This is a genomic window from Sphingomonas spermidinifaciens, assembly GCF_002351485.1.
Classification (GTDB): Bacteria; Pseudomonadota; Alphaproteobacteria; order Sphingomonadales; family Sphingomonadaceae; genus Sphingomonas; species Sphingomonas spermidinifaciens.
In genome coordinates this window covers 1,075,988-1,098,008 of sequence record NZ_NWMW01000001.1, presented here as the reverse complement: position 1 = coordinate 1,098,008, position 22,021 = coordinate 1,075,988, and the positions used below count along the sequence as shown (strand labels likewise).

Annotated in this window: 23 protein-coding genes; 12 read left to right on the top strand and 11 right to left on the bottom strand. The window is 66.6% G+C overall.

Translation table 11 applies throughout. The annotated features are described in order from the left end of the window. Positions 1-100: 100 nt before the first annotated feature. Positions 101-1,099, bottom strand: coding sequence for a ligase-associated DNA damage response exonuclease (locus COC42_RS05135; protein WP_096342141.1), 999 nt, complete (start codon positions 1,097-1,099; stop codon positions 101-103). A 93-nt stretch (positions 1,100-1,192) separates the two neighbouring features. Between COC42_RS05135 and COC42_RS05130 the strand changes: the two genes are divergently transcribed. The 6 genes from COC42_RS05130 (at position 1,193) to COC42_RS17595 (ending at position 6,795) form a co-directional block, all read left to right on the top strand. Then, the gene (locus tag COC42_RS05130) at positions 1,193-1,384 is read left to right on the top strand and encodes a hypothetical protein (protein ID WP_096342140.1); all 192 of its coding nucleotides are present in this window, start codon (positions 1,193-1,195) and stop codon (positions 1,382-1,384) included. 45 nt (positions 1,385-1,429) lie between these two features. Continuing rightward, entirely contained in the window at positions 1,430-2,335 is a 906-nt protein-coding gene (locus COC42_RS05125) for a helix-turn-helix domain-containing protein (protein ID WP_096342139.1), read from the top strand. Between the two features lie 17 nt (positions 2,336-2,352). Next, a complete protein-coding gene (locus COC42_RS05120; protein WP_096342138.1) occupies positions 2,353-4,743 on the top strand; it encodes a ligase-associated DNA damage response DEXH box helicase in 2,391 nt (796 codons plus the stop codon). Between the two features lie 154 nt (positions 4,744-4,897). Continuing rightward, positions 4,898-5,878, top strand: a complete 981-nt coding sequence (locus COC42_RS05115) for a retroviral-like aspartic protease family protein (RefSeq protein ID WP_096342137.1) — start codon at positions 4,898-4,900, stop codon at positions 5,876-5,878. Between the two features lie 40 nt (positions 5,879-5,918). Then, positions 5,919-6,581 (top strand): ligase-associated DNA damage response endonuclease PdeM, encoded by a 663-nt coding sequence (gene pdeM, locus COC42_RS05110; RefSeq protein WP_096342136.1) that lies wholly within the window; start codon positions 5,919-5,921, stop codon positions 6,579-6,581. 40 nt (positions 6,582-6,621) lie between these two features. Beyond that, positions 6,622-6,795, top strand: a complete 174-nt coding sequence (locus COC42_RS17595; protein ID WP_176484562.1) for a hypothetical protein — start codon at positions 6,622-6,624, stop codon at positions 6,793-6,795. Between the two features lie 4 nt (positions 6,796-6,799). On the opposite strand, the gene COC42_RS05105 is transcribed toward COC42_RS17595, so the two are convergent. After that, positions 6,800-7,684: a helix-turn-helix domain-containing protein gene (locus COC42_RS05105; protein WP_096342135.1), complete on the bottom strand. Its 885-nt coding sequence runs from the start codon at positions 7,682-7,684 to the stop codon at positions 6,800-6,802. Between the two features lie 111 nt (positions 7,685-7,795). Here COC42_RS05105 and COC42_RS05100 point away from each other — a divergent pair, with 111 nt between their 5' ends. Genes COC42_RS05100 through COC42_RS05090 form a run of 3 tightly spaced genes read left to right on the top strand, consistent with a single transcriptional unit; the run spans position 7,796 to position 9,739 of the window. Continuing rightward, a complete protein-coding gene (locus tag COC42_RS05100) occupies positions 7,796-8,092 on the top strand; it encodes a type II toxin-antitoxin system RelE/ParE family toxin (protein WP_096342134.1) in 297 nt (98 codons plus the stop codon). A gap of 13 nt (positions 8,093-8,105) precedes the next feature. After that, positions 8,106-9,254 (top strand): HigA family addiction module antitoxin, encoded by a 1,149-nt coding sequence (locus COC42_RS05095; RefSeq protein ID WP_176484561.1) that lies wholly within the window; start codon positions 8,106-8,108, stop codon positions 9,252-9,254. 11 nt (positions 9,255-9,265) lie between these two features. Next, on the top strand, positions 9,266-9,739 hold the full coding sequence (locus COC42_RS05090; protein ID WP_096342132.1) for a hypothetical protein: 474 nt from the start codon (positions 9,266-9,268) through the stop codon (positions 9,737-9,739). A 490-nt stretch (positions 9,740-10,229) separates the two neighbouring features. Here the strand turns inward: COC42_RS05090 and COC42_RS17370 are convergent, their stop codons facing one another. From COC42_RS17370 to COC42_RS05065, 5 genes are all read right to left on the bottom strand, one after another. Then, complete coding sequence (locus tag COC42_RS17370) at positions 10,230-10,655, bottom strand: hypothetical protein (RefSeq protein WP_141395782.1); 426 nt, start codon at positions 10,653-10,655, stop codon at positions 10,230-10,232. Positions 10,656-10,668: 13 nt separating this feature from the next. Continuing rightward, positions 10,669-11,355 carry a head GIN domain-containing protein gene (locus tag COC42_RS05080; protein WP_176484560.1) on the bottom strand — a complete coding sequence of 229 codons (687 nt, stop codon included), beginning with the start codon at positions 11,353-11,355 and terminating at the stop codon, positions 10,669-10,671. Between the two features lie 37 nt (positions 11,356-11,392). Next, positions 11,393-12,106, bottom strand: coding sequence for a head GIN domain-containing protein (locus COC42_RS05075; protein ID WP_096342129.1), 714 nt, complete (start codon positions 12,104-12,106; stop codon positions 11,393-11,395). A gap of 126 nt (positions 12,107-12,232) precedes the next feature. Further along, complete coding sequence (locus tag COC42_RS05070) at positions 12,233-12,766, bottom strand: CarD family transcriptional regulator (RefSeq protein ID WP_096342128.1); 534 nt, start codon at positions 12,764-12,766, stop codon at positions 12,233-12,235. Between the two features lie 179 nt (positions 12,767-12,945). Next, entirely contained in the window at positions 12,946-14,544 is a 1,599-nt protein-coding gene (locus COC42_RS05065; RefSeq protein WP_096342127.1) for a DUF6311 domain-containing protein, read from the bottom strand. Between the two features lie 225 nt (positions 14,545-14,769). Here COC42_RS05065 and COC42_RS05060 point away from each other — a divergent pair, with 225 nt between their 5' ends. After that, entirely contained in the window at positions 14,770-15,393 is a 624-nt protein-coding gene (locus tag COC42_RS05060; RefSeq protein ID WP_096342126.1) for a trimeric intracellular cation channel family protein, read from the top strand. Positions 15,394-15,428: 35 nt separating this feature from the next. Here COC42_RS05060 and COC42_RS05055 read toward each other — a convergent pair whose 3' ends face one another. Genes COC42_RS05055 through sppA form a run of 3 tightly spaced genes read right to left on the bottom strand, consistent with a single transcriptional unit; the run spans position 15,429 to position 18,591 of the window. Then, complete coding sequence (locus COC42_RS05055) at positions 15,429-16,100, bottom strand: DUF2490 domain-containing protein (RefSeq protein ID WP_096342125.1); 672 nt, start codon at positions 16,098-16,100, stop codon at positions 15,429-15,431. A 38-nt stretch (positions 16,101-16,138) separates the two neighbouring features. Next, the gene (locus tag COC42_RS05050; RefSeq protein ID WP_096342124.1) at positions 16,139-16,702 is read right to left on the bottom strand and encodes a GNAT family N-acetyltransferase; all 564 of its coding nucleotides are present in this window, start codon (positions 16,700-16,702) and stop codon (positions 16,139-16,141) included. After that, positions 16,699-18,591, bottom strand: coding sequence for a signal peptide peptidase SppA (sppA, locus tag COC42_RS05045; protein ID WP_096342123.1), 1,893 nt, complete (start codon positions 18,589-18,591; stop codon positions 16,699-16,701). The genes COC42_RS05050 and sppA overlap by 4 nt, the downstream gene beginning before the upstream one ends. Before the next feature lie 206 nt (positions 18,592-18,797). Between sppA and groES the strand changes: the two genes are divergently transcribed. Further along, the gene (gene groES, locus COC42_RS05040) at positions 18,798-19,088 is read left to right on the top strand and encodes a co-chaperone GroES (RefSeq protein WP_096342122.1); all 291 of its coding nucleotides are present in this window, start codon (positions 18,798-18,800) and stop codon (positions 19,086-19,088) included. A gap of 48 nt (positions 19,089-19,136) precedes the next feature. Further along, complete coding sequence (groL, locus tag COC42_RS05035) at positions 19,137-20,780, top strand: chaperonin GroEL (RefSeq protein WP_096342121.1); 1,644 nt, start codon at positions 19,137-19,139, stop codon at positions 20,778-20,780. Between the two features lie 293 nt (positions 20,781-21,073). On the opposite strand, the gene COC42_RS05030 is transcribed toward groL, so the two are convergent. Continuing rightward, positions 21,074-22,012, bottom strand: a complete 939-nt coding sequence (locus COC42_RS05030) for a TraB/GumN family protein (RefSeq protein ID WP_096343106.1) — start codon at positions 22,010-22,012, stop codon at positions 21,074-21,076. Positions 22,013-22,021 lie beyond the last annotated feature (9 nt).

Genomic DNA, 22,021 nt, shown 5'->3' with positions numbered 1-22,021 from the left:
TCCTGATTTCAGGGCGGAGGCTAGGCGGGCGGCGAAGCGAGGGCAACAAGGTTTCTGGCGCTACTTCCTTCGCCCCTTGCCAGGAAGGAAGCCTGCTCGCTCAATCGTCCTCGTCCTCGAATCCCACCAGATCGAGCGCGCGTGCCTTGATCTGGTGGAGCGCACACCAGTGGACCAGCGCATCCTCGCGCCCGTGCGTGACCCATACTTCACGCGGGGCGAGTTCGCGGATCGTCGCGGTCAGCTCGTCCCAGTCGGCATGATCAGAGAGGATGATCGGCAGCTCGACCTGCCGCTGGCGCGCGCGCTGCCGGACGCGCATCCACCCGCTCGCCATCGCGGTGATCGGATCGGGCAGCCGCCGCGACCAGCGATCGCCCAGCGCCGAGGGGGGTGCCATGACGACGCGGCCGCGCAGCTCGTCCTTTGATGCGTCCATTGCGGGGCGAAGATCGCCAAGGTCGACACCGTGCTCGACATAGAGGTCGCACAGCTTCTGCAGCGCGCCGTGCAGATAGATGGGATGACCATGCCCCATGTCGCGAAGCTCGCGGATGACCCGCTGCGCCTTGCCCAGCGCATAGGCCCCGACCAGGACGCAGCGATCGGGTTCGGCGAGGAGTGCCGCATCGATCTTCGACAGTTCCTCGCTGGTCTCGGGATGGCGGAAGACGGGCAGGCCGAACGTCGCCTCGGTCACGAACACGTCGCACGGCACCGGCTCGAACGCGGCGCAGGTGGGATCGGGGCGGCGCTTGTAGTCGCCCGATACGACGACGCGCTCGCCGCCATGGTCGAGGACGATCTGCGCGGAGCCCAGGACATGGCCCGCGGGGACGAACCCCACCTCAACCGGCCCCATCGTCACGCGGTCGCCATAAGCCACCGGCACGCCGTTCTGCGGCCCGTACCGCGCGGCCATGATCGCCAGCGTCTCGGGCGTTGCCCACACCTCGCCATGCCCGCCGCGGGCATGGTCGGCATGGCCATGGGTGACGAGCGCGCGCGGCTTGGGAGTCGAGGGGTCGATCCAGGCGTCTGCCGCGGGGACGTAGATGCCTTCGGGGCGGGGATCGATCCATCGGCCGGGTGCGGGCATCGCGCGGACATGGGGCGGGCGGGCAGCGGACGCAAGCGGATCGAATGCGTCCGGCCGCGCGTTGCCAGTTGTCCGGAAAGACGGAGCAAGTGAATGTTCTTCGACGAAAGCGGAATCTGGGGCGTGGTTGTGATCGTCGGCCCAATCATCCTTGCCGGCATCATTGCGTGGGCGATGTTACGCAATCGCGGCGCCAGTCGTCACGAGGTCGAGCGGACCGAAGCGGCGACGCGGCGACTGTATGACGAACAGAATGCCGAAGACATCGCCCGCGAGGAACGCTGAAGACTGTAGGTTGCGCATCGCATTACCACTCGATAGCGCGCAGCCATGAATGATGTTCTTGTTGCGCGCACCGGGATTACCAAACGGGGGCATCCGGTGTCGGTCAACCGGCCGCCGGACGAAGATCTCGGGCGACATATCGCTCGCCTCTTCATCACCATCGTCGATCAGCCCGAAGATGGCGTGATCGAGGACTTCATCGTCAGTGAAACCGGTTTCATCCGAATCTTGCTGACGGGCGAATGGCAGGCGCTGGAGGGGGGTGAGTGGCGCGACTATGCGGGGCCGATCCTGTTCGGCGCGCAGTCGCGGCCGTTTCGCTGCCGGGTGCGAGGACCGTTCGCGATGTGCGGCTTCGCGATCCTGCCGGGGGCGTGGCGCAGCCTGACGGGGATCGACCACCGTGACCTGGCCGATCGGGTCAGGCGGCTGGTGGGGCCGGTGGGCGACCGGCTGGATCAGGCCGGCGCCGATCCCTGGTCGCATGGCCCGACCTTCGCCGCGCTCAACGCGGCGGTGCGCGACTGGATTCGGCTGGGCAGCGGCGAGGTGGATGCCGTGGCTGAACGGTTCGACCGGCGCATCCATGTCGATCCGACCCGCTCGGTCGCCGATCTGGCGCGCGAGATCGCGGTGACGCCGCGCACGCTCGACCGGCGGGTGCAAGCGAGTTTCGGGATGAGCCCCAAGATGGTGCTTCGCCGCGCGCGCTTCCTCGACATGGCGGCGACCGTGCGCGGGCTCGCGGTGCCCGACGAGGAGATGCTGGCGGCGTTGCGCTTCTACGACCAGTCGCATCAGGTGCGCGAGTTCCGCCACTTTACCGGCATGACCCCCGGCGCGTTCCAGCGCGCATCGACGCCGCTGTTCAACCTCGCGCTCGAATCGCGGCAGCGGCGCAAATTCGAGCTGGCAGGCCAGGCCGACGAGCGGATACCCTGGCTGGCGTGACCCCGCCACTGCCTCCGATGATCGAGGACTGGTTCGCCGCGCGCGGCTGGCGCCCGCGGCAGCATCAGTTGGGCATGCTTGATTCCGCGCGCGCCGGACGGCACGCGCTGCTCGTCGCGACGACGGGGGCGGGCAAGACGCTGGCCGGCTTCCTGCCGACGTTGACCGAGCTGATCGAGGCTCCGCGCGAAGGGCTGCACACGCTCTACATCTCGCCCTTGAAGGCGCTGGCGGTCGATGTGCGCCGCAACCTCCTGACCCCGATCGAGGAGATGGGGGTCGATATCACCGTCGAGGCGCGGACCGGCGATACGCCGAGCGACCGCAAGGCACGGCAGCGGGCCAAGCCACCCAACATCCTGCTGACCACGCCGGAGTCGCTGAGCCTGTTGCTGAGCTACCCCGACGCGGCAATCATGTTCGCGAGCTTGCGCACCGTCGTCATCGACGAGGTCCATGCCTTTGCGACGGGCAAGCGCGGCGACCTGCTGTCACTTTGTCTCGCCCGGCTCCAGCGGTTCGCGCCCGAGCTTCGCCGCGTCGCGCTGTCGGCGACGGTCGCCGATCCCGACGGCTATCGCGCGTGGCTGGCGCCTGACGGCGACATCGATACGGTCGCGCTGGTCGAAGGCGAGAAGGGCGCGGACCCCGACATCTCGATCCTGTTGCCAGAGGATCGCGTGCCCTGGTCGGGGCATTCGGGCCGCTATGCCGCGCCGCAGGTGATGCGAGAGATCGAGGCGCACCGGACGACAATCGTCTTCTGCAACACCCGCAGCCTCGCCGAGCTGATCTTTCAGGACCTGTGGAAGGTCAATGACGGCAATCTGCCGATGGGCGTTCATCACGGCAGCCTGGCGGTCGAGGCGCGGCGCAAGGTCGAGGGGGCAATGGCCGACGGCCGGCTGCGTGCGCTGGTCGCGACCGCCAGCCTCGACCTGGGCGTCGACTGGGGCGATGTCGATTGCGTGATCCAGATGGGCGCGCCCAAGGGATCGTCGCGCCTCCTTCAGCGGATCGGCCGCGCCAACCACCGGCTCGATGAGGCGTCGGAAGCGGTGCTCGTCCCGGGCAATCGCTTCGAATATCTGGAGGCGCGCGCTGCGCTCGATGCGGTCGAGGCGCGCGAGCTCGACCCCGACATCTTCCGCCCCGGCGCGCTCGACGTGCTGGCGCAGCACCTGATGGCCTGCGCCTGTGCCGAACCGTTCGACGGGGAGGCGATGCTGGCGGAGGTGCGCTCGGCGCTCCCCTATTCGGCACTGACGGCCGAGACGTTCGAGCGGGTGCTCCAGTTCATCGCAGATGGCGGCTATGCGCTTCGCGCCTATGATCGGTTCAAGCGCCTGACCAAGGGCGCGGACGGCCTCTGGCGCGTCAGCCATCCGCGCTTCATCACGCAGCATCGACTGAACGCCGGGATCATCGTCGATGCGCCCGTCCTCAACGTCCGCTTCAAGAACGGCCGCACGCTTGGCACCGTCGAGGAATATTTCGCCGCGACGCTGTCGCCGGGCGACACCTTCTTCTTCGCCGGGATGGCGCTGGAGGTCGAGCGGATCGACCAGCTCGACCTGCTCGTGCGCGCAACGTCCAAGCCCGCGCGCATCCCCACCTATGTCGGCGCGCGGATGCCGCTCTCCACCAACCTCGCCCACCGCGTCCGCTCATTTCTGTGCGACAAGCGCGAGTGGCCGCGTTTCCCCGACGATGTGCGCGAGTGGCTGGAGGTGCAGGATCGCCGCTCGATCCTGCCCAACCCCGAGCAGCTGCTGGTCGAGACCTTCCCGCGCGAGGGGCGGCATTACATGGTCGCTTACAGTTTCGAGGGATGGAACGCCCACCAGTCGCTCGGCATGCTCATCACCCGGCGGATGGAGGCGCTCGGCCTCAAGCCGATGGGTTTCGTGTCCAACGACTATGCGATCGCCTGCTACGGGCTGGAGAAGATCACCGATCCCGCCGCGCTGTTTTCGCCCGACATTCTCGAACACGAGTTCGTTGATTGGGTGCAGGGATCGGCGCTGCTCAAGCGCGCGTTCCGCGAGGTGGCGGTGATCGGCGGCCTGGTCGAGCGCCAGCATCCGGGCAAGAAGAAGACGGGCAAGCAGGTCACCTTCTCGACCGACCTCATCTACGACGTGCTGCGCAAATACGAGCCCGGACACCTGCTGTTGCAGGCGGCGTGGGAGGATGCGCGCGCACGGATGACCGATGTCGGGCGGCTTGCGGGCCTGCTCGACCGCGCCGCCGACACGATGGTGCATGTCGATCTGGAGCGGGTGAGCCCGCTGGCGGTCCCCGTCCTCGTCCTGATCGGGCGCGAGCGGGTGGCGCAGGGCACCGTCGACGACGAACTGCTGGCCGAGGCAGAGGTGCTGGCCAATGAGGCGATGCGGCTGGATTGAGGGGAGCTGCCTCCCCGCGCGTATCCGCACCCCGGAGCAGAACAGGCCGGGTCCAGAGCACGGCAGCGCGCCGTCCTTTAACCTGACCCCGACCTTCGCCGGGCGGCGTGCGGACGTCCTTCCGCCCCCGTCCGCCCCATGCTATGCTGCGCCCATGCTGCACCCCCGCGCCGCGTTCGCGCTCCTGCTGGCCCTGTCGGGACCGGCGGCGGCGCGTGATCCGCAGGTGGTGGTGCCGCCGCTCCCGACCCCGCCCGCGGCCGAGGCGGTGACGCCCATCGATCCCGCCGAGCTTCTCGCCTTTGCCGAATATGAGCAGCGGATGCGCGTGCCTGTGCGGGTGAACGGCGCGGGCCCGTTCCAGTTCGTGATCGACACCGGCGCCGAACGTACGGTGATCTCGCGCCAGGTCGCGACCTCGCTCGGCCTTGCGCCCGGCCCGGTCGTCAACGTGGCGGCGATGTCGGGTGTGGTGCCGGTACCGACCGCGCGCATCCCCTCGCTCGAGATTGACGCAGTACCGCGCACCCTCGCGATCGACGCGCCACAGCTCGAAGGGCCGCATCTGGGTGCCGACGGCCTGATCGGGCTCGACAGCCTGGCGAGAAACGCACTGCTGATCGATTTCGACAAGCAAGTGATGCACGTCCAGAAGTCCCGCCGGCGCCAGCGCAGCACGACGCCCGACGAGATCGTGGTCGTCGCGAAATCGATCATGGGCCGCCTGATCGTCACCGACGCACGCTATGCCGGCAAGAAGATCAGCGTCGTGCTCGACACCGGCACCTCCGTCAGCGTCGGCAACACCGCGCTCCTGAAGCTGGTGGAGGGAAAGGCGAAGGCCGGCATGCCGATCCGCATCATGAGCGTGACCGGCGCGATGATGACTGCCGATTATCGCGTGGTGCCGAAGGTTTCTGTCGGCGGCATCGAGGTCAAGACGCTCCCCGTCGCCTTCGCTGACGTGCCGCCGTTCCGCCGCCTGAACCTCGACCAGAAGCCGGCGCTGTTCCTCGGCATGGATGCGATGAAGCTGTTCCGTCAGGTGCGGATCGACTTTCCCAATCGCGAAGTGCGCTTCCTGCTGCCGCGCGATGTCATCCGGCCCGGCATGACCGCGCGGATGATGCGTTAGGGACGTTGCCCGCGGCGCGTCGGCACGGCATAGCGAAGTCATGGTTCCGTTTTCGTTCGCCGGCCACGCCTTTGCCGCGATGCCCGAAGGGGCGCTGTTCTGGCCCGCGCGGCGCGCCCTGTTCGTCGCCGACCTGCATTTCGAAAAGGCCAGCTGGTTCGCCAAGCATGGCCAGATGCTGCCCCCCTATGACAGCTTCGCCACGCTCGCCGCGCTAGAGGCGGTGGTCGCCGCCTGCGATCCGGCGGAGATCTGGTGCCTGGGCGACAGCTTCCATGACGCCGCGGGGTGCGAGCGATTGCCGGTGGAGGTACAGGCGGGGCTGCGTGCCCTGACCGCGGCGCGGCGGTTCGTGTGGATCACGGGCAACCACGACGCCGGCATGATCGACCGCTGCGGCGGCGAGGTCATGGCCGAGGCGCGGCTCGGCGACCTCGTCCTGCGGCACGAGGCCGAGCCGGACGAGACTGCGCCCGAGCTCTCGGGCCACTGGCACCCCAAGCTGCGCGTCGCCGTCCGGGGACGCCTTGTCGCCCGCCGCTGCTTCGTCGCGACCGCGACCAAGCTGGTGCTGCCCGCGTTCGGGTCGCTGACCGGCGGTCTGGATGCGACGCATCCGGAGCTGATGCGCACGGTCGGCGCACCGGCACAGGCGCTGGTGACGGCAGGCGGGCGGTTGCTTCGGTTTCCGCTGGCGGCGTGAGCGCGCGCGGCCGACGGGCTGGCGCGAAGGGGCGAATCAGGTGATCCAGCTATCCCGGCACGATCCGCGCCAGCCGTCGCGCTTCTTTCGCATCACGCAGAGCTTGCCATATCCGAACGCGCCATTCGTATGGAACGAGATTTCGACCATGGCGAGCCGCCTGTCGGCCGAGAAGACCGGGCTGGCGAACGCAACGAAGCCGGCATCGCGGTAGTGGGTCAGTTTGAAATCTGGCCCTGTTTTTTGTAGGGTCCGCGCTTCGCCGGGGCGGCTTCCGCATCCTCGACCAGCTTGGCGATATCCGCAATCTCCCAGAGCCGATCAGCTACGCCAGCGGCCATCGCCGGGGTAACGCGAAGCGTCTTATGGATGCGGACGAAATTATAATACATCATGTGGAGCGCGACTGCGTGGGCGTGGTTCTCGACCTTCTTTGAGAAGGCATTGGTCAGGCGGGTGAACCGGCGCATGTGCATCTGCATGGTGAGGTTCTGGCGCTCGACATAACTTGTCGAAACGTGGGCGATATCCGGGTTGCCTTCGCGGCGGATTTTCTTGCTGCCGGTGCATTCGGCTGGGCTGTAACGGCCCGGTGCGCCAACGGTGGCACCGTACATCTTGACCAGCTGCGCATAGTTCACGTCGCAACCGAATGCGCCTTCTACGGCTTCCAGATACGCGCGATGGCCGTCGCTGGTCAGCTGGACGCGGTTCGCGAGGCGCGCGGCTAGATCGTCCATGAACCACAGCGCGTATTCGGCGTCACGACCGCCGACGAGATACGACACGATAAGCTTGCTGTCGGCGTCCAGCGCGGTCCACGTCCACGTATCGCCAGCGCCTTCCGGGGCATCCTTGGACGTCGCGACGTTCTTTTGCTTGGCGTAGGTAAACGACCAGATTTCATCGACCTGAACCCGGCTCGCCTTCACGTTGCGGACGTTGGCGTCGTGGTAGGCGGCGCAAGCCTTACCCGCGTCGACCAACAGCTTTGCCACCGTGTTCTTGCTGACACCGGTGAGGCGCGTGACGGCGCGAATGCTCATACCCTCGCAAAGCATGTGGAGGATTTTGGCGCGATCGTCGGTGGAGAGCCTGTTCATAGAAACTGTATGCCGTAACGCCGATCTAGCGTCAAGCATAAGGGTCAGTTTAACGGCAGGCGTTCAGTAGGTGATTGACGATCGTGCCGGGAAGCTCTAGAACGATTCAGCATGAGGATCGAGTTTGCGAATGATCATCTCGCGCGCATTTGTACGAACGAGGCTCACAAGCTCGGTTTGCCGATCTCGGTCATCACCGCGGCGCGGCTTAAGCTTCTGAAGCTGGAGGCCGCTCCGGACGAGAGGACGCTCAGGAACTGGAAAGGGCTCTACTACAAGAAGCTGAGCGGCGATCGGGAGGGTCAACGATCCGTCAGGATCAATGACCAGTACCGGATAGTTTTCAGACTATTAGATGACCAACGACCACCTACGATTCTGGTAATAGACATTGATGACATACACTGAGGAGGGCCGAGCGATGAGCATTGCATCTTGCATGACCGATGTTCCTCATCCCGGCGTGTTTATAGCTGAAGAGCTGGAAGCTCGTGATTGGCTGCAGCGTGACCTTGCATACATTCTTGGAGTGCCCGAGCAGACGGTCAACATGATCGTGTCTGGCAAGCGCGGAATTAGCCCCGAGATGGCGAAGGCGCTTGGAGATGCTTTCGACGTGGCTCCTGCGTTCTTCTCGAATCTTCAGAACGCTTACGAGATGTCAAAGGCGCGCGCTCCTGATCCTGCGGTTGCCCGCCGCGCGTTGCTCCAAAGCATCTTCCCGGTGCGCGAGATGATCAAGCGCGCGTGGCTGGAGGATACGGACGTTCCATTGCTGGAAGCGCAGCTCATGCGCTTCTTCCGCCGTAACGACCTCACTGCGATCACCCACATGGCTCACGCCTCAAAAAAAAGTGGCGACTACGCGACGGACACTCCCGCCCAACTCGCCGCTCAACTCGCTTGGCTGTTCCGGGTACGCCAGATTTGCTCAGAGATGATCACTCCTGCCTATTCGGAGGCGCGTCTGCGGCAGGCCATTGCCGAGTTTCCGCGTTACATGGTCGACCCGGAAGAGGTTCGTCACGTGCCGCGTATCCTGAACGATTGCGGTGTCCGATTTGCTATTGTGGAGACGTTTCCCAAAGCCAAAATAGATGGCGTTTGTTTTTGGGAGGACCATCAGACTCCGGTAGTTGGAATGTCTACCCGGTTCGATCGCATCGATAATTTCTGGTTTGTACTCCGCCATGAGCTTGAACATGTTCTCAATAAGGACGGGCGAGGTAAAAGCGACGAAGATGTTAGCGTCGATACCGACCTTCAGTCGGATAATGCGCATCACCTTCCTCCAGAGGAAGTTAGAGCAAATGCCGCAGCCGCTGACTTCTGCGTTCCCACGGAAGAACTAAACTCCTTCTTCCTTAGAAAGGCTCCCTACATCGGGGAGAAGGACGTGCTTGGCTTCGCTCGCCGAATACAGAGGCATCCTGGCATTGTTGTTGGGCAGCTTCAGCGCCTAATGGAACGTCCTGAGTATCTTGCTCGCCTGAAAGTAAAGGTCCGGCAGTTTGTAGCGCAATCAGCAGTTGTGGACGGCTGGGGCGTTCCCGCTCCGGTCCAGCTCTAGGAGTCGAGGCGATGCCTTCCAAGAATGAACAGCTTCAGAAGATTTGGCACGAGTACGAAGAGGTTATGGGCCACGTTCCCGCAAGCGCGCGGGATGCATTGAAGTGGGGCGTGGGGCGCGGGATGATTCCGCTTCCCGTGGCCGACCCCTATGACAAGCTCGAAGAGGAAATGAGCCGCGCGCTTCGGGAAGAGTACGCCACGGATCATCTCGGCCGGCGCTATCGAGTCAACCATGCCGTTCGAGTGACCAAGGGCGGCGTCCAGCACACTATGTGGGCTATTATAGGCAACGCGCCTCGCGACCACATGCAGAAGGCGTTTGCGCAACGACGGAAGGGGATTGTTGGCGATTGTGTCCAGCTCGACACCGACGTTGAGGTCTACAACGACGCTAATCCCGACCAGCCGAGAATCCAGATACCGTTCAACTTTTCGGACGATGTCCACGAGGCGCGGTTCTGGGACAACGACGAAGCTGCCTAGCTCTTTTTCCAGCGTGCTGACGCTGCGACATGGGCGATCTTTGAGCGCTGCTCTGGCGTCAGAACTGCCGCCCGCGCCGTCCCGCCTGACTTTCCAGCCTTCCTAGCTCGGGCTGTTTCCGGGCTTTCCGGTGCGTTGTCGCCAGTCGCTTCACCCGTGGCGATATCCACGATCGCCTTCGCAAGCTGGTTCGGATCGCGCGGGCGCTTGGGGGGCTTACTCATCAGAAAGCCCCCTCACATAGATTTGCGCGGACGCGGCGTTCTGCATCTTTTCGGACAAGCTCGCGAGGGCGCTTTGGTACAATGAGCGCTTTACCCGCATCACCATGCCTGTTGGGCTGTCTTTAATCGACTCCGTAGAACGATCTGAAACCACCTCAATCACGAGGGGCTTGGGGTTTGGCGGCGGGCGCTCCCCCTTTCGCAGATGAATGACTTCGACCATGCGCTCTTATCGCACGACCTCAGGCGACATGTCAGCGTCAATTTCAAACTGACCCACTACCGGCATCGCCCTTCGTTACCGGCACACTGTCTGGCACGCCCTTCCACGGGCAAGCGGGCCTGAAGTTCGGAAAGCCGTAGCTCGATTGCTGATCGACCAGATGGGCGAACTCGCGCTTCGATAACGGCAGGCTGTCTCGATAATCGGGAACGAATGCCCTGGGCGCGGTGATGCGCGGCGTGAACCTGAGATTTTTCGGATAGGTGGCGGGTTTCGTCCGGCCACGCGCCGTCATGTAGGCCGCTTGCAACATCGAACAGGTCTGCGGTGACGACGCGAAGTGTTGGTTCAGCACGGGCAATTGGACGGCAGCCGAAGCTGGCGCCGCCGCGCCGGGAGCAATCGAGATCATCGCAGCGCTCAGGCGGGCCAGCTTTCCGACCCGATCGTCCTGGTGCCGCTGCCGCATGCCGGATACAGTCCTATTCCCGACCGCAGCGGATCGGGGCGGGACCGGACACCGTACAGGCCGCGCCGCCGATCACGCTGACGCTGCCCGTGCCCGTGCCGACCACCGTTGCGGTCTCGCTTGCGCCGGCGCGGGTGTCACCTGCGCTTTCGGACTGGAGAATGAGGTCGCGGACGGCCAGGCGATCGGCCTCGATCGAGCCGACGCCGTTGTTCACCAGCCGGGCGGTCCGCGCGGTCCCGGCGAGCGTCAGCGCGCCCGAGCCGATCAACGTGGCGTTGAGCCGGTCGGCCTGTACTTCCGCCACCTCGATCCGCCCGGCGCCGGTGAGCGCCACCGTCGCCTCCAGCCCCTCCAGCCGCTCGGCGCGCGCGGACCCCGCCCCGGCGACGCGCAGATCGATCAGGCGGGGGAGGGTGACGAGGACGCTCGGCGCTTCGCTGCGCGCATCGGGCCAGCCGCCCCATCCATTGGCGCTCGGCCGCACCACGAGTGTGCGATCCTCCACCCGCACATCGATGCCGTCCAGCGCCCGCGGCGTGCCGCTCGTAACGGCGGCCGGGGTGGCGCCGCGACGAACCTCCACCGCGAACGGTCCCTCGACGCGCACGCGATCAAAACTCGTGACCATCATGCGCCGCTCCTCGGCCTGCGCAGCGGCGGGAACGGCGAGGGCAAGGGCGATCAGAAGCGCGCGCATGGGCCCTGATCGCATCGCGCCCCGGTGCCCGCAAGCTTTACTCGCCGCAGGTGACGCTGCCGAGCCCGGCCTTGCTGACGGTGCACTTCGCGCGCGGGCCAAGATCGACCGAGCCGAGCCCTGCGATGGACACGCGCGCGTCGCCATCGACCGTCGCGTTGATGCTGCCCGCGCCCGCCACCTCGACCTCGGCCGACCGGACGCGCAGTTCCCTGGCACGGATCGATCCGGCCCCCGCGACGCTCGCGTTGAGCGTCTGCGCGGTCCCTGCGGCGGCCACGTCGCCCGCACCCGACACGCTGAAGCTGACATTGCCGCCCTCGACCCGCCCGATCGTCAGGTCGCCGGCGCCGGAGATGTCGCCGTCGAAGTCCCCCGTGCCGCGGTCGATCGTCATGCCGCCCGCGCCGGCGATGCTGGCGCCTTCAATGCGCGGCATGGCGACCTCGATCGTCGCCGAGCCGGCATTGTCCCAGCTCCAGCTACCCTTCTTCACGCGGATCTGCAGCGCGCCGCCTTCGACGATCATTTCGAGCCTGTCGAGCAGCTTCTGGCTGCCCGAAGCCTCGATCGCGAAGCCGCTGCCGCCCGTCGTGACGCGGATGTCAGCGGGCGCCGAATTGGCGATGCGAGTGAAGCCCGACAGGGCGAAGCTGCGCTCGCCTTTCGGTCCGGCATCGCTGCCGCCGATGGCCGAGCCGCTGCCGCACGCGACGAGCGGAATGGCGAGCAAGATGGCGCTGAAGCGCATGGACGACCTCCCTTCGATCTGTATTATTGAAATAATACACTTGGGCAGGATCGTCCGCAACCCGTCATCGAAAAAGGGGGAAGCGGTTGCCCGCTTCCCCCTTTTTCGCCCGGTCGGTAAGCCCGATCAGGCTTCGACCTTGTCCTTGTTGTAGATCGCCGCCGCCTTGCGCAGCACGTCGAGGATCTTCTCGAGCGCCTTGGGCTCGTCAACCTCTTCCATCGCGGCGAGCTCGCGCGCGAGGCGGCTGGCCGCCGCCTCGAAGATCTGGCGCTCCGAATAGCTCTGCTCGGGCTGGTCGTCGGCGCGGAACAGGTCGCGCACCACCTCGGCGATCGAGACGAGGTCGCCCGAGTTGATCTTCGCCTCATACTCCTGCGCGCGGCGCGACCACATGGTGCGCTTGACCTTGGGCTTGCCCTTCAGCGTTTCCATCGCTTCCTTGAGCGTCTTGTCGCTGGACAGCTTGCGCATGCCGACGCTCTCGGCCTTGTTGGTCGGCACGCGGAGGGTCATCCGCTCCTTTTCGAAGCGCAGGACGTACAGCTCGAGCTGCATCCCCGCGATTTCCTGTCGTTGCAGCTCGATGACGCGACCGACGCCATGCTTGGGATAGACAACATAATCACCGACGTCGAAGGACAGCGCCTTGGCAGCCATTCTTACAAACCTTTCCGTGGACCCTTGACCCGATGCGGGCGCTTGTCGCACCAGCGCGTGCTGGCGGACGGACAGCGATGTCGGGCCAAATTGCGAGTGCGTCTCCGAGAGGCGGGGCGAATCTTCGCTCCGTCGTGCGTCGTTTAACACAGCCGCAATAAAATTGCCAGCGTTTGCAGCTATCGTGAACGGTCGGGCGCGAGCACGCGAATGCCGTCGATCGTGACCAGCCGCGCCCGCGCGCCGGGCGGCAGCGGCGCGCCGGGCAAGAGGACATAGAGGCGTCGGGGTTCGAGGCGCCCCTTGGCGAAGTCCTGATCCTCCAGCATCAGCCGCGTCCGGGTGGGCAGCGACGTGCGCGCGGCATAGACATGGCGGATGGGCTTGCCGGCGGACACGGCACGCCATGCAAGCTCCTGATAGAGCTGGAGATCGGCGATCGCGTCCGCAGGTGCGAGCGTGACGTCGTCGGCGGCGGCGACCAGCGCGTCCCAGCGGGGCGAGGGGGTGCGGACGTAGGTCGGCCGGCGGTCGGCGCTGGCCGCATGGACGGCGCGGATCAGGCCCGACAGGTCGAGCAGCTGCAACGCGGTGACGCTCGCCAGCAACAGGGTCGCGCGGTCGTGGCGCAGCCGATAGGCGAAGCGAACCGCCACCAGTACCAGCACATAGGCGGCGGGCCAGAACAGCCGGCCCGACGCGCGGACCATGTCGAGCGGCGCGTCGAGCATCGTGGGGATGGGCAGGCGCAGCAGCTTCTCACCGGCGATGTCGATCGCCGGCGTGATCGCGAGCGCGGTGAGGACCAGGAGGGCGGGAAGCAGCCAGACCAGGCGGTTGAGATCCGAGCCCGCGCTGCCCTTGCCGAGACGGATGGCGAGCGCCGCGGGGATCAGCACGAGCAGGCCGACGCCGAGATACTGGAACCCTTCGAACCCGCGGCCCTGGCGCTGCGGTGTGGCTGGGAGGAAGGTCGAGTAGCTCGGATTGGCGGGATTCCAGAGCGCGTCGAGGCTCATCGCGAAGGCTCCGTAGGAGCCCGTCACCTCGAACTCGCCGCCCGCGCCATGCGCGCGTGCGATCAGCGCCACGAGCGCGAGGATCGCCGCCGAGCCCGCAGTCAGGCGAAGACGGCTGGACCAGTCGCCGGCCGCGAACCGCTCGACCATCGCGCTGGCGAAGATCGCCGCGACCATCAGCAGCAGATAGTTGTGGACCAGCGCCGCGACGACCATCGCTGCCGCCCACCAGATGAGGTTGCCCGCGCGGCGAGGATCAAAGAACAGCCACAGGCTCCACAGGACCAGCCAGTGCGCCATGAGGTTGGCGTGGAGGAAGCGGTTGGCGAGCGTGGGCACGAGCAGGAACAGCGCGACGCCGCACCAAAGCGCGACGAAGCTCGGCGCATGGTCGCGCAGCAGCAGCGCGGCGAACAGCGCGTGGAGGAGGAGGCAGGCGAGGATCCAGGGACCTACGAACTGGAAATCGGCGGGCAGCCAATCGGCGAACGGGCGCAGCAGCAACGCGACCAAAGGGTTGCTGTCGGTGAACAGCAGCGTCACGCCCTCGGGCGCGTTGAGCATTGTGGTCGCTGGCCACCAGCCGCCCGCCGGGTCGCGGAGAAAGGCGTGGAGGCCAAGCGCATTCTCGCCATTGTCGGTCCCGCGGATCAGCCATCCCACTGCGCGTGGATCCAGCGTGAGGGGATCGAACAGCGCGAGGTAGAGCCCGACCGGGATCAGCGCGAGGATCAGCCAGTGACGCAGCGACAGGGCCATGAGGCCTAGTCTGGCATGGCGGCGTCGACTTAGGGTTAACGGGCCGGTCAAGCTGTTTTCGGCGCATCCGTTTGAGCCGATGAAGGGATCGAGCCAACTCGTCACCCCAGCGGGCGCTGGGTCGCTCGATTTCCAGTCCGGCGGCGTTCGCTTCCGCTTCTTCCTCGATGACTAGCGGTCGAGCCCCGCCTTGCCCGGTCGGCGCATCCGCCTTAGCGCGCTTGCATGACCCCGCCGCTCGACCCCGGTCCGATCCTCGGTTTCCTCGACACGTTCGGCATTGCGATGTTCGCCGCGTCGGGGGCGATCGCGGCGGCGCGGGCGCGGCAGACCTTTGTCACGGCGGCGTTCTTCGCGCTGGTGACGGGCGTGGGCGGCGGGACGGTGCGCGACCTCCTGATCGGGGCGCCCGTCTTCTGGATCGTCGACCCGTGGATCGCGCTCATCGTCCTTGGCGCCGCGATCGTCATCTGGATGACGCCCGAGCGGTGGTGGGCGGGGCAGGGGCTCGACTGGCTCGATGCGATCGGGCTGGCCGCCTATGCGGTGTTCGGCGCGGCCAAGGCGCTGGGGCTGGGGGTGCCGCCGGTGCCGGCCTTCCTGATGGGCGTGGTGACCGCCTGCGTCGGCGGCATCATCCGCGACGTGCTGGCGGGCGAGCCGTCGATCCTGATGCGGCCCGAACTCTACGTCACCGCCGCGGCGCTCGCCTCCGCCCTCTATGTCGGGCTGCGGCTGATGGGGTTTGAGGGGTTCACGGTGTCGCTGGTCGCGGCGGGGGCGGGGTTCGGCCTGCGTGCCGCTGCGATCCAGCTGAAGCTTGGGCTGCCGACCTATCGGGGGCGTTAGGGGATTTGTACCCCTCTCGCTAAAGAGGGGCTACCCTAAAGGCTGAGGAACAGCGCGACGTTGGCGACGTGGTTGCTGCGATTCTCGCCCGCGCGGAAGACGGTCTGGTTGAGATAGCCCGGCTCGATCCGCAGCTTCGGTGCAAGGGGGAAGCCGATGCCGACAAAGTTGCGCCACTGGTCGATTCCGTTGCGCGCGCCCCAATTGGTCGAGTTGAGGTTGAAGAACCCCTCGGTATAGGCAACCGCCAGTACCGTGCCCTGTCGCGCGATCGGCGCCTGGAGGCGAACGAACTGGCGAAGTCGCCAGCCGGTCTCCTCGCGCCCCTCGATCATCCGCTGTTCGAGCCGGGTGCGGCTGATGACCAGCGGCACGCCTCCACGGTTGCGCAGCGGCACGAACTGGACCTGCTGCCACACACGGTTCTCTCGCGTGGCGACACCACCCTGGGGATCGGTCGGGATATAGGAATAGCCGATGACCGCATGGGCATCGCGGGCGATGCGCGCGCCGATCGCCGGCCGCACCAGGATCTGGCTCCCGCCGCCGGCATCGTCGGTCAGGCGCAGCTGGCCCTCGCCCCAGACAAACAGGTCGCCCTTGACCGCGCCGCTCGCGGTGAAGGCACCCCAGGCCTGCACGTCGTCCTCGGCAAGTGCGGGGGAAGCGGCAGCAAGCGCGGCGGCAAGGGAGAGCAGGTGACGCATGGCTTTCCCTTACCCGCTCAAGGTCGCGGGGCAACCCGTCAGTCGCGAACGACGCCCACTTCGGCGAACGGGCGGACGGCCCGTGGCGGGTTCGCCGCGTCGGCGAGTTCGCACTGCCAGAAACCAATGTCAATCCAGCGACCGAACTTGAACCCGGCCTCGCGGATCACCCCGGCGCGGCGGAAGCGGACCTGTTCGTGCAGCTTGATCGAGGCATCGTTGGGCAGCGCGATGGTGCCGATCGCGTGGATGAAGCCCTGCGCTCTCAGCGTGTCGAGCAGCGCCTCGTAGAGCAGGCGACCCACGCCGCGCTGCTGCGCGTCGCCGGCGAGATAGATCGAGGTCTCGGTCGTCCAATGGTACGCCGGGCGATCCCTGAACCGCGAGGCATAGGCATAGCCGAGTACGCCGCCGCCCTCCGCATCGCCATTGGTCGCGACCAGCCACGGATAGAGGCCGTCGCTCGCCGTCATTCGCCCGCGCATTGCGCGCGCGTCGGGCGCCTCGCTCTCGAAGCTGACCGTGCCCGACAGGACGAACGGCGCATAGATGGCGGCGATCGCCGCGGCGTCGGCGGCCTCGACGGCGCGGATCGCGATCATGGCAGCACCCGTGCGAGCATGAGGTCGGCAAGCGCACGGTCGGTGCCGCGCGGATCGGCGGGTGCGAAGCCGGCGCATTCGAGGCAGCGGGCCTGCACCGACTGACCCGACAGCAGCCGGCGGACGTCGCCCGCCGCCTGCGCCAGCTTGCCGCGCCGATCGGCGGCCAGCCTCGCGAACAGGTCGCCGCCCATGCGTGCCTCCTCGGTCCCCTTGTCGCGATCCTGCTCGCGCTGCCAAGCCTCGGCCAGCTGCGCGGCCCAGCTCGGCTCCTTCTCGAGGTAGATGGTCCGGACCTTGGCGGGGTCGAGCTTGGCCCGGCGCGCGGCCTCTGCCACTGCGTCGTCGAGGCTGCCGAAGCGGTCGACCAGTCCGATCTGCCGCGCCGTGCCGCCGTCCCACACACGGCCCTGGCCGATCTCGTTCACCCGCGCGGGTGCCAGCTTGCGGGAGGCGGCGACGACGCCGACGAAGCGGCGATAGATGTCCTCGATCGAGCTTTGCAGAATCGTGTCGAACTCAGGGCTGGTGCCGCCGAACACGTCGGGCTGGCCCGACAGCGGCGTCGTCCGCACGCCGTCGCTGGTCACGCCGATCTTCGACAGCGCGTTCTCGAACGTGGGGATCACGCCGAACACGCCGATCGAGCCGGTGATGGTGTTGGGCTCGGCGAAGATCATGTCGGCCGGGGTCGAGACCCAGTAACCGCCCGAGGCGGCGAGGCCGCTCATCGAGACGATGACCGGCAGACCCTGCGCCTTGGCCTGAAGGATCGCCTGCCGGATCGTCTCCGACGCCAGCACCGACCCGCCGGGCGAATCGACGCGGACGACGAGCGCCTTCAGCTTCTTCTCGGCCAGGCCCTTCAGCACCAGGCGCGCGATTGTGTCGCCGCCCGCGCGGCCGGGGCCGGCCTCGCCGTCAACGATCTCGCCCGCCACGGTGACGACGCCGATCGCGTCGCCCGTCGTCGGCAGCGGGTTGGCGGCGAGATAGTCGGCGATCTTGATCGTGTTGAAGCTGCCCGCCGGCTTGCCCGCAGGTGCGCCGGCGATCTGGGCGACCCGCTTGCCAAAGGCGATCTTGTCGCCCGTCTGGTCGACGATCCCGGCGGCAAGGTTGGCGCGGCTGAGGTCGCCGCCCGCCGCACGGATCATCTCGGCCGGGCGGCTGAGGAAGTCGGCGACGCGCGCCTTCGGCCGCGCCTTGGCGATCAGTTCCTGCCAGCGCGACAGGATCGCGCCATAGAGCGCCTCGTTGGCGGCGCGCGCCTCGGGCGACTGGTCGGCGCGCAAATAGGGCTCGACCGCCGACTTGTAGGTGCCGACGCGATAGATGTGCGCATTGACGCCCAGCTTGTCGATCAACCCCTTGTAATAGAGCTGCGACCCGCCCGGCCCCATGAAGGCGGTGCCGACCAGCGGATGCGCCCAGATCTCGCTCGCATTGGCGGCGATCAGATAACCCGCGTCGGTATAGCCGAGCGCGTAGGCGAGGACCGGCTTTCCGGTGGCGCGCACCGCGGCGACCGCTTCGGCTGCCTGCGCGACAACGGCGGGATAGCCGCCGGTGAAGCTGTCCATGTCGAGGACGACGGCCTTCACCTTGGCATCGCTCTTCGCCAGATCGAGCGCGCGGATTACGTCGCGCAACCGGGTCTGCTTGGCCATCTGCCCGCCTGCCAGGCTGGCGAAGGGGTCCGACTCCTCGGGCTGCTCGACGAGCTGGCCCTCGAGCGCGACGACAAGCGCGCCGTTCGAGACGGTCGCCGGATTGGGCCGCGCCGACAGGAGCGCGAACAGCGTTCCGAAGAATAGAAGCATGAAGAGCAGGACCAGCGCGTCCTTCACCCCGACCAACAGCTTCCAGGCGAGCCGCACCAGCTTCACGTCGCAAATCTCCTTCGACCCGGCTCAAGGCGCTAGAGCATCGGCAGGGAACAGGCAACGCCGTCTTGCGGACGTAACACAGCGCGTCGATTTTTGTGGTGGTCACCGCTTGACGACGCACCGCTTCCGGAACATATCCCGCGCCGTTAGCACTCACGCGATATGAGTGCTAAGAATGCTCAACCATCGCTCTGAGAGGAAGGCGCATGAACTTTCGTCCGCTGCACGACCGCGTGCTGGTCCGCCGCGTCGAGGCCGAGGAAAAGACGGCCGGCGGCATCATCATTCCCGACACCGCGAAGGAAAAGCCCCAGGAGGGCGAGGTCGTGGCCGCCGGTGCCGGCGCCAAGAACGACAAGGGCGAAATCAGCCCGCTCGACGTCAAGGCCGGCGACCGCATCCTGTTCGGCAAGTGGTCGGGCACCGAGGTCAAGGTGGGCGGCGAGGACCTGCTCATCATGAAGGAAAGCGACATCCTCGGCATCGTCGAGGCGTAAGTCCTTCTCCTTCTTCGTGTTTCCAACTTCAACTGAAAGGGTAGCCACATGGCAGCCAAGGACGTGAAATTCAGCCGCGACGCGCGTGAGCGCATCCTGCGCGGCGTCGACATCCTCGCCGACGCGGTCAAGGTCACGCTGGGGCCGAAGGGCCGCAACGTTGTCATTGACAAGAGCTTCGGCGCGCCGCGCATCACCAAGGACGGCGTCACCGTCGCCAAGGAGATCGAGCTCAAGGACAAGTTCGAGAACATGGGCGCGCAGATGGTGCGCGAAGTGGCCTCGAAGACCAATGACGTGGCCGGTGACGGCACGACCACCGCGACGGTTCTCGCTCAGGCGATCGTCCGCGAGGGTATGAAGTCGGTCGCGGCCGGCATGAACCCGATGGATCTGAAGCGCGGCATCGACCTGGCGGTTGAGAAGGTCGTCGAGGACGTCAAGGCGCGCTCGAAGCCCGTTTCGGGTTCGGCCGAAGTCGCGCAGGTCGGCATCATCTCGGCCAATGGCGACCGCGAAGTCGGCGAGAAGATCGCCGAGGCGATGGAGAAGGTCGGCAAGGAAGGCGTCATCACCGTCGAGGAGGCCAAGGGCCTCGAGTTCGAGCTCGACGTCGTCGAGGGCATGCAGTTCGACCGCGGCTATCTGTCGCCCTACTTCATCACCAACCCCGAGAAGATGTCGGTCGAGCTCGCCGATCCGTACATCCTGATCCACGAGAAGAAGCTCTCGAACCTGCAGTCGATGCTGCCGGTGCTCGAGGCGGTCGTGCAGTCGGGTCGCCCGCTGCTCATCATCGCCGAGGATATCGAGGGTGAGGCGCTCGCCACGCTCGTCGTCAACAAGCTGCGCGGCGGCCTGAAGGTCGCGGCCGTCAAGGCGCCGGGCTTCGGCGATCGCCGCAAGGCGATGCTCGAGGACATCGCGATCCTGACCAAGGGCGAGGTCGTCAGCGAGGATCTCGGCATCAAGCTCGAGAGCGTCACGCTTGGCATGCTCGGCACCGCCAAGCGCGTCACGATCGACAAGGACAACACCACTATCGTCGATGGCGCCGGTGATGCCGATGCGATCAAGGGCCGCACCGAGGCGATCCGTCAGCAGATCGAGGTCACGACCTCGGACTATGACCGCGAGAAGCTGCAGGAGCGTCTGGCCAAGCTTGCGGGCGGCGTTGCCGTCATCAAGGTCGGCGGCGCGACCGAGGTCGAGGTCAAGGAGCGCAAGGACCGCGTCGACGACGCGCTGCACGCCACCCGCGCGGCGGTCGAAGAGGGCATTGTCCCCGGCGGCGGCACGGCGCTGCTCTACGGCACGCGTGCGCTCGAGGGCCTGACCGGCGCAAACGAGGACCAGACGCGCGGCATCGACATCGTCCGCAAGTCGCTGACTGCGCTGGTTCGCCAGATCGCCAGCAACGCGGGCCATGACGGCGCGGTCGTGTCGGGCAAGCTGCTCGATCAGACCGACACCTCGTTCGGCTTCAACGCCTCGACCGACACCTACGAGAACCTGGTTGCGGCCGGCGTGATCGACCCGACCAAGGTCGTCCGCACCGCGCTCCAGAACGCGGCCTCGGTCGCGGGCCTGCTCATCACGACCGAAGCGACGGTCGCCGAGCTGCCCGACGACAAGCCCGCGATGGCTGGCGGTGGTGGCATGCCCGGCGGCATGGGCGGCATGGATTTCTGATTTCGGATCGGGGCAGCGAAAGCTGTCCCGGACACGAAATCAGAACGGACGGCGGGGCCAAGGCCCCGACCGACGGCGCGGCTTCGCCGCGCCGGTCCGACAAAGAAAGAAGGGCCGGAGGTTCGCCTCCGGCCCTTTTTCGTGCGAAAATCGAGTGCCTCGCCGACGTCCTTCGACACGCCATCTCGCCACACGCCTGCAGGCGCTACTCGTCGGGGATGACGGGGGCTTCGGTGGCGTTGTCCATTCTTCCCACTAACGTCCGGAAGCGGCGGGCGGCCAAGCGCGACTCCTCAATACCGAACCCGCACCACCCTGACCTTCTTCTTCTCCAGGTCCGCGATCACGCTGCCCGGGCCCGCCAGATGCCCCGCGCCCACCGCGACAAACACCGTCCCCGGCTTGTTGAGCCGCGTGTCGATCCAGTCGGCCCAGCGCTGGTTGCGGTCGGTCAGCAGGATCCTGGCGACCTCGGGCGTGTCGGTCAGCCCCTCGTTCATGATCGCGCCCAATTTGTCGGGGTCGCCCGCGGCCCAGGCGTTGACCATGTTTTCGATGCTGGTCTGGATCTTCGGCAGCTCCTCGACCGTCGAATTGAGCAGCGCGATCTGTGCGGCATCCGACAAGCTCTCGAAATAGCCGAGCTGCTGTTCGGCGGTTTCGAGCCCCGTCACCGTTTTGCGCGCGGTCTTGGCCGCTTCGCTGATCTTCGCCTCGGCTCCCTGCGCCGGATCGTAGCCGAGCTTGATGAGCGGCAGGAGCGAGAGGTTGGTCGAGGCGAACCAGGGGTCGGTGCGGTCGAAGGTGTTGGCAGGCAGGCCGAGGTCCGAGAGCGCCTTCAGATAGGCGGCCTTCCTGTCCGGCGCGAGCTTGTCCGGAAGCGCGGGGCCGCCGGTCGAGATCGCCAGCCGCTGGATCAGCGCCTGCATCGATTGCGGGTCGGGCATCACCATTTCGAGCACCACCTCGTCGCTGGCGTCGAAGGCCGCGCGTACGCCCTCGTCGAACCAGTCGAGACCGGGCTTCAGCACATGGATGGTGCCGAACAGGTAGATGGTCGTGTCGGCGTCCTTGACCACCCACAAGGCGGGATCGGCATCGACAGTCGCAGGCTGCGGCGCGGGTGCTGGGGCCGGCGCGGGCGCGGGCGCGGGCGCCGTCTGGGCCGACAGCGCAGCGGGCGAGGCGGCGAGGCCGAGCGCGAGCAGCAGTTTCTTCAGACGATCCGGCACTTCACCCTC

Coding starts and splice junctions, on each gene's coding strand:
- COC42_RS05135 (WP_096342141.1), bottom strand. CDS start 1,099: ATGCCCGCACCCGGCCGATGGATCGATCCCCGCCCCGAAGGCATCTAC.
- COC42_RS05130 (WP_096342140.1), top strand. CDS start 1,193: ATGTTCTTCGACGAAAGCGGAATCTGGGGCGTGGTTGTGATCGTCGGC.
- COC42_RS05125 (WP_096342139.1), top strand. CDS start 1,430: ATGAATGATGTTCTTGTTGCGCGCACCGGGATTACCAAACGGGGGCAT.
- COC42_RS05120 (WP_096342138.1), top strand. CDS start 2,353: ATGATCGAGGACTGGTTCGCCGCGCGCGGCTGGCGCCCGCGGCAGCAT.
- COC42_RS05115 (WP_096342137.1), top strand. CDS start 4,898: ATGCTGCACCCCCGCGCCGCGTTCGCGCTCCTGCTGGCCCTGTCGGGA.
- pdeM (WP_096342136.1), top strand. CDS start 5,919: ATGGTTCCGTTTTCGTTCGCCGGCCACGCCTTTGCCGCGATGCCCGAA.
- COC42_RS05105 (WP_096342135.1), bottom strand. CDS start 7,684: ATGAACAGGCTCTCCACCGACGATCGCGCCAAAATCCTCCACATGCTT.
- COC42_RS05100 (WP_096342134.1), top strand. CDS start 7,796: ATGAGGATCGAGTTTGCGAATGATCATCTCGCGCGCATTTGTACGAAC.
- COC42_RS05095 (WP_176484561.1), top strand. CDS start 8,106: ATGAGCATTGCATCTTGCATGACCGATGTTCCTCATCCCGGCGTGTTT.
- COC42_RS05090 (WP_096342132.1), top strand. CDS start 9,266: ATGCCTTCCAAGAATGAACAGCTTCAGAAGATTTGGCACGAGTACGAA.
- COC42_RS17370 (WP_141395782.1), bottom strand. CDS start 10,655: ATGCGGCAGCGGCACCAGGACGATCGGGTCGGAAAGCTGGCCCGCCTG.
- COC42_RS05080 (WP_176484560.1), bottom strand. CDS start 11,355: ATGCGCGCGCTTCTGATCGCCCTTGCCCTCGCCGTTCCCGCCGCTGCG.
- COC42_RS05075 (WP_096342129.1), bottom strand. CDS start 12,106: ATGCGCTTCAGCGCCATCTTGCTCGCCATTCCGCTCGTCGCGTGCGGC.
- COC42_RS05070 (WP_096342128.1), bottom strand. CDS start 12,766: ATGGCTGCCAAGGCGCTGTCCTTCGACGTCGGTGATTATGTTGTCTAT.
- COC42_RS05065 (WP_096342127.1), bottom strand. CDS start 14,544: ATGGCCCTGTCGCTGCGTCACTGGCTGATCCTCGCGCTGATCCCGGTC.
- COC42_RS05060 (WP_096342126.1), top strand. CDS start 14,770: ATGACCCCGCCGCTCGACCCCGGTCCGATCCTCGGTTTCCTCGACACG.
- COC42_RS05055 (WP_096342125.1), bottom strand. CDS start 16,100: ATGCGTCACCTGCTCTCCCTTGCCGCCGCGCTTGCTGCCGCTTCCCCC.
- COC42_RS05050 (WP_096342124.1), bottom strand. CDS start 16,702: ATGATCGCGATCCGCGCCGTCGAGGCCGCCGACGCCGCGGCGATCGCC.
- groES (WP_096342122.1), top strand. CDS start 18,798: ATGAACTTTCGTCCGCTGCACGACCGCGTGCTGGTCCGCCGCGTCGAG.
- groL (WP_096342121.1), top strand. CDS start 19,137: ATGGCAGCCAAGGACGTGAAATTCAGCCGCGACGCGCGTGAGCGCATC.